Origin of the sequence: Saccharopolyspora soli, assembly GCF_022678645.1 — a bacterium.
Lineage (GTDB): Bacteria > Actinomycetota > Actinomycetes > Mycobacteriales > Pseudonocardiaceae > Saccharopolyspora > Saccharopolyspora soli.
On record NZ_JALBWV010000035.1, the window covers coordinates 41,172 to 54,317 of the forward strand.

11 protein-coding genes are annotated in these 13,146 nt (G+C 70.3%); 10 read left to right on the top strand and 1 reads right to left on the bottom strand.

Going from position 1 to position 13,146, the window contains the following annotated elements; translation table 11 throughout:
* Positions 1-25: 25 nt before the first annotated feature.
* The 7 genes from mfd to MOQ72_RS24915 all read left to right on the top strand — a co-directional run bounded on the left by mfd (position 26) and on the right by MOQ72_RS24915 (position 10,055).
* On the top strand, positions 26-3,619 hold the full coding sequence (gene mfd, locus MOQ72_RS24885; RefSeq protein ID WP_242188043.1) for a transcription-repair coupling factor: 3,594 nt from the start codon (positions 26-28) through the stop codon (positions 3,617-3,619).
* A 108-nt stretch (positions 3,620-3,727) separates the two neighbouring features.
* Positions 3,728-5,428, top strand: coding sequence for a BCCT family transporter (locus MOQ72_RS24890; RefSeq protein WP_242188044.1), 1,701 nt, complete (start codon positions 3,728-3,730; stop codon positions 5,426-5,428).
* A gap of 145 nt (positions 5,429-5,573) precedes the next feature.
* Complete coding sequence (locus MOQ72_RS24895) at positions 5,574-6,116, top strand: hypothetical protein (protein WP_242188045.1); 543 nt, start codon at positions 5,574-5,576, stop codon at positions 6,114-6,116.
* A gap of 104 nt (positions 6,117-6,220) precedes the next feature.
* Positions 6,221-7,147, top strand: coding sequence for a SurA N-terminal domain-containing protein (locus MOQ72_RS24900; protein ID WP_242188046.1), 927 nt, complete (start codon positions 6,221-6,223; stop codon positions 7,145-7,147).
* Between the two features lie 108 nt (positions 7,148-7,255).
* Positions 7,256-8,272 carry a nucleoside triphosphate pyrophosphohydrolase gene (locus tag MOQ72_RS24905; protein WP_242188047.1) on the top strand — a complete coding sequence of 339 codons (1,017 nt, stop codon included), beginning with the start codon at positions 7,256-7,258 and terminating at the stop codon, positions 8,270-8,272.
* Between the two features lie 80 nt (positions 8,273-8,352).
* Positions 8,353-9,132, top strand: a complete 780-nt coding sequence (locus MOQ72_RS24910) for a lytic transglycosylase domain-containing protein (protein ID WP_242188048.1) — start codon at positions 8,353-8,355, stop codon at positions 9,130-9,132.
* Positions 9,133-9,254: 122 nt separating this feature from the next.
* Positions 9,255-10,055 (top strand): lytic murein transglycosylase, encoded by an 801-nt coding sequence (locus MOQ72_RS24915; RefSeq protein WP_242188049.1) that lies wholly within the window; start codon positions 9,255-9,257, stop codon positions 10,053-10,055.
* A gap of 63 nt (positions 10,056-10,118) precedes the next feature.
* On the opposite strand, the gene MOQ72_RS24920 is transcribed toward MOQ72_RS24915, so the two are convergent.
* A complete protein-coding gene (locus MOQ72_RS24920; protein ID WP_242188050.1) occupies positions 10,119-10,496 on the bottom strand; it encodes a tetratricopeptide repeat protein in 378 nt (125 codons plus the stop codon).
* A 284-nt stretch (positions 10,497-10,780) separates the two neighbouring features.
* Between MOQ72_RS24920 and eno the strand changes: the two genes are divergently transcribed.
* The 3 genes from eno to MOQ72_RS24935 are packed head-to-tail and all read left to right on the top strand — an operon-like array spanning position 10,781 to position 13,116.
* The gene (gene eno / locus MOQ72_RS24925; protein ID WP_242188051.1) at positions 10,781-12,067 is read left to right on the top strand and encodes a phosphopyruvate hydratase; all 1,287 of its coding nucleotides are present in this window, start codon (positions 10,781-10,783) and stop codon (positions 12,065-12,067) included.
* Between the two features lie 3 nt (positions 12,068-12,070).
* Positions 12,071-12,613: an FtsB family cell division protein gene (locus MOQ72_RS24930; protein ID WP_242188052.1), complete on the top strand. Its 543-nt coding sequence runs from the start codon at positions 12,071-12,073 to the stop codon at positions 12,611-12,613.
* Positions 12,614-12,615: 2 nt separating this feature from the next.
* Positions 12,616-13,116 carry a DUF501 domain-containing protein gene (locus MOQ72_RS24935; RefSeq protein ID WP_242188053.1) on the top strand — a complete coding sequence of 167 codons (501 nt, stop codon included), beginning with the start codon at positions 12,616-12,618 and terminating at the stop codon, positions 13,114-13,116.
* Positions 13,117-13,146: the final 30 nt, after the last annotated feature.

Consider the following 13,146-nt stretch of genomic DNA (forward strand, 5'->3'; position numbering starts at 1 on the left):
CGTTGTCTTCCTGCGAGGTAGCTCCATGAGCCAGGCCGGTCCCCTACGCGGACTGCTCGAAATCGTGCTGCGCGATCCCGCTGTTCGCAACGTCGTCGAAGCAGCCGGAAGGCCGCGCCTGGTGTTGGAAGGCCCGGTTGCAGCCCGCTCGCTGACCGCGGCGTCGCTGGCCGCGCCGAATGGCGCTGGTCGTCCGGTGCTGCTGGTCACGGCCACCGGTCGGGAGGCGGAGGAGGCCGCGGCAGCGCTTTCGGACCTGCTCGGCCAGGACGGCATCGAGGTGTTCCCGTCCTGGGAAACCCTGCCGCACGAACGGCTTTCGCCCCGCGCCGACACGGTCGGTCGGCGGCTGTCGGTGCTGCGCCGCCTCGCGCACCCCGAGGAGCACGCGCACGGTGCCGTCCAGGTGCTGGTGAGCACGGTGCGCAGCCTGATCCAGCCGATCGCGCCCGGCTTGGGCGAGTTGAGCCCGGTGCGGCTCGCGGTCGGCACCGAGCACGACTTCCAGGAACTGGTCGAACGGTTCGCGGCGCTGGCCTACGACCGGGTCGACATGGTCGAGAAGCGCGGCGAGTTCGCGGTGCGCGGTGGCATCGTCGATGTGTTCCCGCCGACCGAAGAACATCCGCTGCGGGTGGAGTTCTGGGGCGACGAGGTCACTGAGATCCGCCCGTTCGCGGTCGCCGACCAGCGCTCGCTGCCGGATGCGCCGAGCACTGAGCTGTTCGCCCCGGCCTGCCGGGAACTGCTGATCACCGAGGAGGTCGCGGAGCGGGCCGCGAAGCTCGCCGAGCAGCACCAGACCGACACGCACCTGGCCGAGATGCTCGGCAAGATCGCTGGTGGTGCGCCGGTGGAGGGCATGGAGGCGCTGATCCCCGCCCTGTGCGAAGGCGAGATGCAACTGCTCACAGACCTGGTCCCGGCGGGCACCCACGTGCTGCTCGCCGATCCGGAGAAGATCCACGCCCGCGCCGCCGACCTGGTGCGCACCGGCCAGGAGTTCCTGGAAGCCTCCTGGATGGTCGCCGCCGACGGCGGCAAGGCGCCGATCGATCTGGGCGCGTCGGCCTACCGCAGCCTGGCCGAGGTCGCCGAGCACACCCGTTCGATCGGCCTGCCGTGGTGGCCGCTGACCCAGCTGACCAGCGAGGAAGGCGAGGACGACGAGGTCATCCGACTCGTCCTCAAGCAGGTGGACGCCTACCGCGGGGAGATCGAGCGCGCGTACTCCGACCTGCGGGCGCACACCGCCTCCGGCGGTGCGGCAGTGCTGGTGGTGGCCGGTGCGGGCACCGCGCAGCGGGCCGTGCAGCAGCTGCGCGAGGGCGAACTGCCCGCGCGGCTGGCCGAGGAGGGCCTGACCGCGGAGCCGGAACCGGGCGTGGTGACGGTGGTGCGCGGTGGCCTGGAGGACGGCTTCGCCGCACCCGAGGTCGCGCTAGTGGTGCTGACCGAGGCGGACCTGACCGGTGGGCGCGGCGGAACTTCCACCAAGGACATGCGTCGGATGCCGTCGCGGCGGCGCAACGCGGTCGACCCGCTGGCGCTCAAGGCCGGTGACTTCGTGGTGCACGAGCAGCACGGCATCGGCAAGTACGTCGAGATGGTGCAGCGCACGGTCAGCGGCGCGACCCGCGAATACCTGGTGCTGGAGTACGCGCCGAGCAAGCGCGGTCAGCCCGGCGACCGGCTGTTCGTGCCGACCGACCAGCTGGACGAGGTCACCCGCTACGTCGGCGGCGAGGTGCCGACGCTGAACAAGCTCGGTGGCTCGGACTGGAAGAACACCAAGGCCAAGGCGCGCAAGGCGGTCAAGGAGATCGCCGCCGAACTGGTGCAGCTGTACGCGGCGCGGCAGTCCTCGCCCGGCCACGCCTTCGGCCCGGACACCCCGTGGCAGCGGGAGCTGGAAGACGCCTTCCCGTACACCGAGACCGGCGACCAGCTGGGTGCCATCGAGGAGGTCAAGGCGGACATGCGCCGCCCGGTGCCGATGGACCGCGTGATCTGCGGCGACGTCGGCTACGGCAAGACCGAGATCGCGGTGCGCGCGGCGTTCAAGGCGGTGCAGGACGGCAAGCAGGTCGCCGTGCTGGTGCCGACCACGCTGCTCGCCCAGCAGCACCTGAACACCTTCACCGATCGGATGCGGTCGTTCCCGGTGTCGGTGAAGGGGCTGTCCCGGTTCACCGACTCGCTGGAGTCCGAGCAGACCATCCAGGGCCTGGCCGAGGGTGCGGTCGACATCGTGATCGGCACGCACCGGCTGCTGCAGACCGGGATCCGCTACAAGGACCTCGGTCTGGTGGTCGTCGACGAGGAGCAGCGCTTCGGCGTCGAGCACAAGGAGCACATCAAGGCGCTGCGGACGCACGTGGACGTGCTGACGATGTCGGCCACGCCGATCCCGCGCACGCTGGAGATGAGCATGGCGGGCATCCGCGAGATGTCGACCATCCTCACCCCGCCCGAGGAGCGGCACCCGGTGCTGACCTACGTCGGCGGCTACGACCAGAAGCAGGTCGCCGCTGCGATCCGCCGCGAACTGCTGCGCGACGGCCAGGTGTTCTTCGTGCACAACCGGGTGCACGACATCGAGAAGGTCGCCCGCCAGCTGCGGGAACTGGTGCCGGAGGCGCGGATCGTCACCGCGCACGGGCAGATGAACGAGGACCGGCTGGAGAAGATCATCCAGGGGTTCTGGGAGCGCGAGCACGACGTGCTGGTGTGCACCACGATCGTCGAGACCGGGTTGGACATCTCCAACGCCAACACGCTGCTCGTGGACCGCTCCGACCTGCTGGGGCTCGCCCAGCTGCACCAGCTGCGGGGACGGGTCGGGCGGGCGCGCGAGCGCGGGTACGCCTACTTCCTGTACCCGCCGGAGAAGCCGCTGACCGACACTGCGCACGACCGGCTGGCGACCATCGCGCAGAACTCCGAGCTCGGCGCGGGCATGGCGGTCGCGATGAAGGATCTGGAGATCCGCGGCGCGGGCAACATCCTCGGCGCCGAGCAGTCCGGGCACATCGCTGGCGTGGGCTTCGACCTTTACGTGCGGTTGGTCGGCGAGGCCGTGGAAGCTTTCCGGCGGCATGCCGGGGCGGAGCCGGGCGAGGTCGAGGAGGAACTCACCGAAGTCCGGATCGACCTGCCCGTGGACGCGCACATCCCGCACGACTACGTGCCGGGCGAGCGGCTGCGGTTGGAGGCGTACCGCAAGCTCGCGGCGGCCGCGGACGTCGAGGCGTTGGACGCGGTCCGCGCTGAGTTGGTCGACCGCTACGGACCGTTGCCGGAGCCGGTGCAGCGGTTGCTGAAGGTGGCGCGGTTCCGGCAGGTGTGCCGGGAGCAGGGGGTTCGCGAGGTGACGTTGCAGGGCGCGTCGCTGCGGATGGCACCGCTGGAGCTGCCCGACTCGAAGCAGGTCCGGCTCAAGCGCCTGTACCCGAAGGCGATCTACAAGCCCGCGGTCCGGACGGTGTCGGTGCCGCGCCCGACGGAAGGCGCGGCCGGAGGCCGGTTGGGTGCCCCGCCGCTGCGCGACGAAGCGCTGCTGGACTGGTGCGCGAACTTCCTGGAATCCCTCACCACAGCACCGGCCCCGGTCGCCTGACCACCACGGCTGTCCCGGGTGCTCTGTCGCGCTTCTGAGTTGCCGGGATCCCGACGCAGCGTGACGGTTGATCCGGCTTCATCGGGAGTGACGAGGAGGCGCGGGATCATGACCAGGAAAGCCTCGGAATCGGAGAGGGCGCGAGACGGCATCCCGCGATCCCCCGATGCCTTCGCAGCCGAGCAGCGGCCTCGCACCGACTTCGTGGTCTTCGGGGTCACCGCGGTCATCACGGTGGTCTTCGTCTGCTGGGGCGTGTTCTCCACCGACTCGCTGGCGCGCACCTCCGGCGCCGCGCTGTCCTGGCTGGTGACCAACATCGGCTGGGGTTTCGTGCTCGCCGCGACCGGGTTCGTGGTGTTCGCGCTGTGGCTGGCGCTCAGCCGCTACGGCGCGATCCCGCTCGGCCAGGACGACGAGGAGCCGGAGTTCCGCACCGTGTCGTGGATCGCGATGATGTTCAGCGCGGGCATGGGCATCGGCCTGATGTTCTTCGGTGTCGCCGAGCCGCTGGCGCACTTCGTCGAACCGCCGCCGGGCACGGTGCTGCCGCTCAGCGATCAGGCGGTCGAGACCGCGATGGCGACCTCGCTGTTCCACTGGACGCTGCACCCGTGGTCGATCTACGCCGTGGTCGGGTTGTCCATCGCCTACTGCAGTTTCCGGCGCGGCCGAAAGCAGCTGATCAGCGCGGTGTTCACGCCGCTGATCGGCAAGCGCAACGCCGACGGGCCGGTGGGTCGGCTGATCGACATCCTCGCGCTGTTCGCGACGCTGTTCGGCTCGGCGGCCTCGCTCGGGTTGGGCACGCTGCAGATCCAGAGCGGCATGCAGTCGGCTGGCTGGATCGGTGGGGTGGGCAACACCGTGCTGGTGCTGATCATCGTGGTGCTGACGATCTGCTTCATCGTCTCCGCGGTGTCCGGCATCGCCAGGGGCATCCAGTGGCTGTCCAACATCAACATGGTGCTGGCGGCGCTGCTGGCGGTCTTCGTGTTCGTGGCGGGTCCGACGGTGTTCATCCTCGACCTGCTGCCCACCTCGATCGGTCAGTACCTGCGCGATTTCGGCGAAATGGCCTCTCGTTCCGGTGCCACGGGTGGTGAGGCGATGAACTCCTGGCTGTCCAGTTGGACGATCTTCTACTGGGCGTGGTGGATCTCCTGGACGCCGTTCGTGGGCATGTTCATCGCCCGGATCAGCCGGGGCCGCACGATCCGCCAGTTCGTCGCGGGCGTGATCCTGGTGCCCAGCGCGGTGAGCGTGGTGTGGTTCGCGATCCTCGGCGGCAGCGCGATCCGGGTGCAGCAGAGCGGCGTGGACGTCTTCCGCAGCGGCGGTGAGGAGGCGCAGACCTTCGCGGTGCTGGAGACCTTGCCGCTGGCCGGGATCACCACGGTGCTGGTGATGATCCTGGTCGCGATCTTCTTCGTCTCCGGCGCGGACGCGGCGTCGGTGGTGATGGGCACCATCTCGCAGCGCGGTTCGATCGAACCGAAGCGGTGGATCGTGGTCTTCTGGGGTGCGGCGACGGGTGCGGTGGCCGCGATCATGCTGATCGTCGGCGGGGAGGACGCGCTCAGCGGCATCCAGAACCTGACCTTCCTCGCCTCGGCGCCGTTCGCGGTGGTGATGGTCCTGCTGTGCGTGGCGTTGCTGAAGGACCTGCGCGAGGACCCGTTGATGCAGCGCGGCGAGAAGGGCGCGCAGGTGCTGGAGCGGGCGGTCATCGCCGGTACCGAACGCCATGGCGGCGACTTCCAATTGGAAGTCGGCCCGGCGGAGGACGGCTCCGAAGAATCCCGCTGACGGTCCATTGTGGATGTTCGGGGTCCGCGTGGAGCGGTCCGTTGGATTGCTGCAAATGTCCGCAAGATCAGTTCGGCGCGGTTGGAACCTCTCGCGCGGTGGTGCGTCTGTAGGGGTAAAAGCTCCCCAGTGAGAGGTTTCACCGATGTCTCTGCGCAGCAAGTTGGTTCTGGCGACCGGTTCGATCGTGCTGTCCGCGCTGGCATTGACCGGATGCGCCGCGGGCCCGGAGACGGCCGCACCCGCACCGGCCACTGGCGGTGCCGTGCAGTTCGGCGCGGTGTCGAACGCGACCGCTGCCGCGGAACCGGACATCCGCGCTGGCGTGCACGGCAGCGAGGAGCGGGTGGTGTTCGACTTCGGCAGCCTGCCGGACGTCGAGGGCGTGAAGCTGATGGGCCACGAGTTGAACGAGGAAGCTCCGGTCTGGGGCGGGTCCGCCGAGCCGGTCGAGGGCATGACGGGCAAGGCGTTCATCCACATCCGACTGGAGATCGCCGACCCGGCGCGGACCACCGCGGGTCCGAAGCAGTTCGGGCAGACCTTGGCGCAGAGCGCGGTGGTCAACGACAACTCGCACGGCACCGGTGAGCTGACCATCGGGGTGTCCCGGGGCGTCGACTACGAGGTGCTGGTCGAGGGCGACAAGGTGATCGTCAACATGGCCGACGGTCCGTTGGGCCGTTGAGTCGAACGGTTCGGTGTTGCGTTGCGTCGAGTGTCGACTTCGGACGGTGTTTGGACTTCTCCGGAGCGTGACTTCATGAGAGGGTGCCCGCTGTGAGGTTCCGCATGCCGCGCCACGGGCGCCTGCTCGCATCGATCGCCGCAGCCGGACTGCTGCTCGCCGGATGCGGTTCCGGCCCCAGCCAGGTCGGCGCCGCCGCCATCGTCGGTGACACCCGGATCCCGGTCACCGAGGTCCAGTCCTGGTTCACCGAGGTGCTCGCCAAAGAGCCGGATCTCAAGCCGCAGCTGCAGCAGCAGGGCCAGCTCGACGAGCTCGGCAGGCAGCTCGCTTCGCAGCTGGTGCGGCAGGAGCTGGTCGAGCAGGCGGCCCGCGACGAGCGGCTGGCCGTCGGCGACCAGCAGGTCAACGACCTGATCAACCAGCTGGGCGGACCGCAGGCGGCGACCGCGGGCAAGATCTACACCCCGCGGAACGTCCGGGAGATGGCCCGGACCCAGCTGCTGGCAACGGAACTCGGCCGCAAGTACTTCGACGGGTTGGCGGTCAGCTTCGACTACACCCAGGCCACCACGCGCCGCGAGGCGGAGGAGAAGGCGCACCGCATGGCGCAGGGCCCGGCGGCGGCCGCCGCTCTGGTCGAAGCCGACAGCCGCTCCGGTGTCCCAGCGGCGACCGGTCAGCAGTTGCGCGCCGCGGACAGCCCGCAACTCGCGGCCGCGACGCCGTTGTTCGGCGCGCAGCCGGGCACGGTGCTGGCCTTCGAGTCGGAGCCGAACTCCGGGCAGTGGCTGGTCGTGCTGATCAAGGAGCGCCGCGCGGACGCACCCGCAGCGGCGCCTGGGGCGGGCAGCGCTGACGACCAGACGCTGCAAGGCGTCGGGATGCAGCTGCTCGGTATCACGGCGGACCGCGTCGGCGTGCGGCTCAGCCCCCGGTACGGCGTGTGGGACCCGGTGGGCCTTTCGGCAGCGCCCAACGAAGGCGAAACCACCGGCTTCCGCCTGACCTCAGCACCAGATCGGTCGTGAGCGCGTAACCGGACCCCTGTTCGAGTGAGGAGTGAGGGGCACCCTTACCTCATTTTTCGTCGCCGCGTGGGTCGCGGGCCGGACGGCTGGGCTTGGGACAATCGCTGCATGAGTGAAGTTCAGGTGGCCGAAGGTTCCGCGGTCGTGGTGGTCGACGACCGGCTTGGCGACGTACTACCAGCCGCGGCGGCGCCGCTGCTGCGCAGCGCTGCCGCCGTCTACGCCGAGCCCGGCCTCGCGCCCGCTACGCGGGCGGCGCTCGCCGCGCCCGCTCCGCCGATGGCGAGCGACCTGCTGGCGCAGGCCGCTCTGGAACCCGTCGTGCTGATCGTCGGCGAACTCGGCTCCGCCGAGGCCGACGGCCTGCGCGCCGCTGGTGCGCGGCTAGTCGCCGCCTCGGCCCCGGCCGGGATCGAGCTGCTGGATGCCGTGACGGTGATGGACCGGCTGCGCTCGCCCGGCGGCTGCCCGTGGGACGCCGAGCAGGACCACGACACGCTGCGCCAGTACCTCGTCGAGGAGACCTACGAGTTGCTCGACGCGATCGAGCACCGCGACCGGGAGGCGCTGCGCGAGGAGCTCGGCGACGTCCTGTTGCAGGTCCTGTTCCACGCGCGGGTGGCGACCGAGGATCCGGCCGATCCGTTCGACATCGACGCGGTCGCCGCCGGGCTGGTCAGCAAGCTGGTGTCGCGGCACCCGCACGTCTTCGCCGACGACCCGGCGCTGCTGGACGCCGAGTCGCAGCACACCCGGTGGGAAGAGCTGAAGCAGCAGGAGAAGCAGCGGGAGTCCATTGTGGATGGTGTGGCGCTGGGGCAGCCCGCGGTCGCGTTGGCCGCCAAGCTCGCGCAGCGCGCGAACCGCGCCGGGATTCCGGCCGACGCCATGCCGCGCGGCGAATCCACTGGTGAGGTGCTGTTCGGCGCCGCTGCGCAGGCGAAGCTGGCTGGTCACGACCCGGAGGACCAGTTGCGCGCCGTCGCGCTGGCCTTCGCCGCGCGCATCCGCGCTGCGGAGCGGCGGGCCCGCGAGTCCGGTCGGGAACCGGCGGGGCTGGATTCGTCCGAATGGCGCAACTTGATGTCTGATTTGCCCGACATTGCGGGTGTTCGGTCCGAGTGACGCACACTGATCACGGGTGCATCGGCTGACGAGGCGGTTGCTCCGACGCGTCCAACCGGGCGCTCAAAGGGAGGATTTTCGTGCTGCGTAGGTTCTGGCTGCTGTTGACCCCTGCGCTCATCTTGCTGGCCTCCTGCACGCCGTTGACGACATCGTCGCGCGGCGGCGCCGGATTCGTCCCGCCGCTGGCGACCGCGCCACCCACGCCCGGCGTCGAACCGCCTCCGGTGCAGCTTCTCGTGGCCGGTGGCCCGCCCGTCGCGCCGGATGCCCGGCCACAGCAGCAACTCGCCACCTGGGCCGAGTCGATGTCCGACGAGCTCAACATCCCGCGCGCCGCGCTGCAGGCGTACGGGTACGCGCAGCAGTCGATCGCTACGGCGATGCCGCGGTGCGGGCTCACGTGGTCGCTGTTGGCCGCGATCGGCCAGGTGGAGTCCAGCCACGGTCGGCACGGCGGGGCGCGGCTGGACGAGACCGGGCGGCCGACTCGCCCGATCATCGGCCTGCCGCTGGACGGCACTGGCGGAGTTCGGCGCATCCCCGACACCGACGGTGGCGATCTCGACGGCGACCAGGTCTGGGACCGGGCGGTCGGGCCGTTGCAGTTCATCCCGACCACCTGGCACCGGTGGCAGGTCGATGCGGACGGCGACGGGGTCGCCGATCCGCAGGACACCGACGACGCGGCGCTCACCGCTGGCCGCTACCTGTGCAGCGCGGGCGGGGATCTCCGGGACCCGGACCGGTTCTGGTCGGCGCTGCTGACGTACAACCAAAGCCGCAGCTACGGCCAGGAAGTGCTGGATTACGCCGACTACTACGGCCGCACTAGCCGCGAACTGCCCGCTGCGGGCTGAGCGCCGCGCAGGTTTCAGAATCCGGGTTTCGGCTGGTCAGCAGCAGTGCACTCGCGGCCCCGAACGGGACGCGGTGGATCAGTCCCTGGAGGCTGGGAATACCAGCAAGTAGCCTGATCTTCGTGATCCAGCCCACGCCGACCGCGCTCGCCGCCTTCGGGCGGCTCGCGATCGCCGTCGCGATGCTGGCCGGGATCGTCGGCGGGGTCGGACTGATCAACCTCTTCGGCAGGCCGCCGTCGGCTCCGGTGGCCGGGCCGCCGCCGGAAGAGGTGCTGCAACCCGCTCCCGTGTCGCCCGGTTCGATCGCGCCACCGGTCGAGGAGCCGCTCCCGCAGCCCAGCCCCGGCGCCGATCCGGTGCGGCAGTGGGCCGACCAGGTCTCCGCGGTGGTGGACATCCCGGCGCGGGCGATCGTCTCATACGTCAACGCGGACCTGGCGATGCGCGAGCACCAGCCGGGCTGTCGGATCTCGTGGGCGACCTTGGCGGCGATCGGGCGCATCGAATCCGATCACGGCCGCTACGGGCGTCGATTGCTGCGCGAGGACGCCCGGCCGTCCAGCCCGATCGTCGGGGTGCCGCTGGACGGTTCCGAGGGGATCCGGCTGATCCCGGACACCGACGGCGGCGCGCTCGACGGCGACACGGCGCACGACCGCGCGGTCGGGCCGATGCAGTTCATCCCGTCGACTTGGCGGAGGTGGGCGACCGACGGGGACGGCGACGGGCTCGGTGATCCGCAGAACCTGGACGACGCCTCGATGGCCGCCGCCCGCTACCTCTGCGCGGGTGGCCGGGACATGACCACCGGCGCGGGCTGGTGGTCCGGTGTCATGTCGTACAACAACTCGGTCGAATACGGCCAGAAGGTCTTCGGCCTGGCCGAGTCCTACGCCGAAGCGGGCAACCGTCGCCGCTGACGTTCGTGAGCGGTAATGGCCGCTATTACGACCACTGCCACTCACGACCAGTGATGCAGGGGGTCAGCTGCCGCGGGTGGCGATGTGCGCGTTGATCTCGCCCAACGCTTCCTGGTAGGCGGGCGCCGGGTGCATCGTCGCGGCCAGCCTGATCTGCGCCCGCGCCTCGTTCAGCCGGCCCAGGCGTTGCAGGGTGCGGCCCAGCACCAGGCGCGCGTAGTGGTCGGAGGGATCGAATTCCAGCACGCGCAGGAACGCGCGCTCGGCACGTCGCAGCTGCGCGGAGAAGTAGTAGGCCCGCCCGAGCAGCAACTGCACGCTCGGCTTGTCAGCAGCGACGTCGAGCACGGGTTCTAGGACGCGGATAGCTTCCAGCGGACGGCGTTGCGCGAGCAGTTCCTCTGCTCGCCGGAACGCTTCGACGGTGCCTTCGGTCGTCATGGCGGGCACAACGTTACGTGTCGATTCGCTGTTCCGAGACGTCCGTCCGGATGGTCTTCGCGCCGGGCCAAAGACTCCGCGGCGCGAACACTCGTCGAACATCTGCTTGCCGGTCGGGGTCGAAATGTCCGCCCCGCACCGGTGCGCGCGAGCCTGCGGCGGCCCTTCTACCGGCCCGGTTAGGCTCGTAGGCGGTCGCCTGAGCGTCCGACCGGAAGGTGCGCGTCGGGAACGCTGGGACGGCTTGCTTCGTCCATTAGTACAAAGGCTGGTTAGGAGCACACGTGGCGATCATCGAGCAGGTTGGCGCCCGCGAGATCCTGGACTCGCGCGGGAACCCCACCGTCGAGGTCGAGGTGGCATTGGAGGACGGCACGCTCAGCCGCGCCGCGGTGCCTTCGGGCGCCTCGACCGGCGAGCACGAGGCCGTCGAGCTGCGCGACGGTGACGCCGCTCGCTACGGCGGCAAGGGTGTGGAGAACGCCGTCTCGGCGGTGCTGGACGAGATCGGTCCGGAACTGACCGGCCTGGACGTCACCGAGCAGCGCGTCGTCGACCAGAAGCTGGTGGACCTGGACGGCACGCCGGACAAGTCCCGGCTCGGCGCCAACGCCATCCTCGGCGTGTCGCTGGCGGTGGCCAAGGCCGCCGCCGAGACCTCCGGACTGGAGCTGTTCCGCTACGTCGGTGGGCCGAACGCGCACGTGCTGCCGGTGCCGATGATGAACATCCTCAACGGCGGTGCGCACGCCGACACCGGCGTCGACATCCAGGAGTTCATGATCGCGCCGATCGGTGCGGACACCTTCTCCGAGGCGCTGCGCTGGGGTGCGGAGACCTACCACGCGTTGAAGTCGGTGCTCAAGGCCAAGGGACTGGCCACCGGGCTGGGCGACGAGGGCGGTTTCGCCCCCGACCTGCCGAACAACCGCGAAGCGCTGGACCTGATCGGCTCGGCGGTCGAGAAGGCTGGCTACAAGCTGGGCCGCGACATCGTGCTGGCGCTGGACGTCGCCGCGACCGAGTTCTTCGCCGACGGCACCTACAACTTCGAGGGCACCAAGCGCACCGCCGACCAGATGGCGGATTACTACCAGGAACTGCTCGGCGCCTACCCGCTGGTGTCCATCGAGGACCCGCTGGCCGAGGACGACTGGGACGGCTGGACCAAGCTGACCGAGCAGATCGGCGAGCGGGTGCAGCTGGTCGGCGACGACCTGTTCGTCACCAACCCGGAGCGCCTGGAGGAGGGCATCGGCCGGGGTGCGGCCAACGCGCTGCTGGTCAAGGTCAACCAGATCGGCACGCTGTCGGAGACCCTGGACGCGGTCAGCCTGGCCACCTCGTGCGGCTACAAGAGCATGATGAGCCACCGCTCCGGCGAAACCGAGGACACCACCATCGCCGACCTGGCCGTGGCCACCGGCTGCGGCCAGATCAAGACCGGTGCCCCGGCCCGCAGCGAGCGCGTCGCCAAATACAACCAGCTGCTGCGCATCGAGGAGGCCCTCGGTGACGCCGCCCGCTACGCGGGGGAGCTGACCTTCCCGCGGTTCACCCCGGAGAGCTGAGCCATGCCGGTCGGGCGCGCATCGGATCCAGCGCGGCGCAGCCGCCGGGGCGAAACCCCGGCGGAGCGCCGGTCCGAGCGCGCCCGCCGGGACGGCGCCGGGACCAAGAGCTCGGGCAGGCGGCCGGGACGGCAGTCGTCGGGCCGGTCCCGCCCGAAGTCCAGCACCGGGGGAGCGTTCAAGCTCTCCTCGACGCGCCGGGCGGCGGGCCTGGCCATGCTGGTCTGCGTGATGGCGCTGAGCGTGTCGGTGCCGCTGCGCACCTACCTGAGCCAGCGCAACGAGCTGGCCGCGCAAGACCAGCAGCAGGCCGATCTGACCCGGCAGGTCCAAGAGCTGGAGCAGCGCAAGCAGGAGCTTTCCGACCCCGCGCAGGTGGAGGCGGAGGCGCGGGCGCGGCTGGGCTACGTCCGGCCGGGCGAGACGCCCTACATCGTGGAGGTGCCGGTCCAGCCGGTCGCACCGCCGCCGCCGGAGGAGTCCGCCAACGACGGCGTGCCGTGGTACGAGGAGCTCTGGGATTCGGTGATGGGAAAGGATTCTTGACGGTGAACTCGGCCGCTCCGGTGATCAGCGATGCCGATCGGGAGTGCATCCGGCGGCAGCTCGGTCGGCCACCGCGCGGGCTGCGCGCCATCGCGGCGCGGGACGCGGCCGGTGATCCAACCGTGGTGCAGACGAAGCCCCGGCTGGAGGACGGCACCCCGTTCCCGACGCTGTACTACCTGACCGCGCCCCAGCTGGTGGCGCACGCTTCGACGTTCGAGGCCGAGGGTCTGCTGCGGGAGATGACCGACCGGTTGGCCGCGGACCCGGACCTGGCCGAGCGGTACCGCCGAGCGCACGAGTCCTACCTCGCGGAGCGCGACGCCCTCGAACCGCTGGGCACCGAGGTGAGCGCCGGTGGCATGCCGGACCGCGTGAAGTGCCTCCACGTGCACATAGCCCACGCCCTGGCCAAGGGGCCGGGTGTCAACCCGTTCGGCGACGAGGCGATAGCCCTGATCGCCGAACGTTGGCCGGAACACCGCCACCTCCTCAACCGCTGACCCGTCTTTCGCGTCGAGGAATTCCGTGCT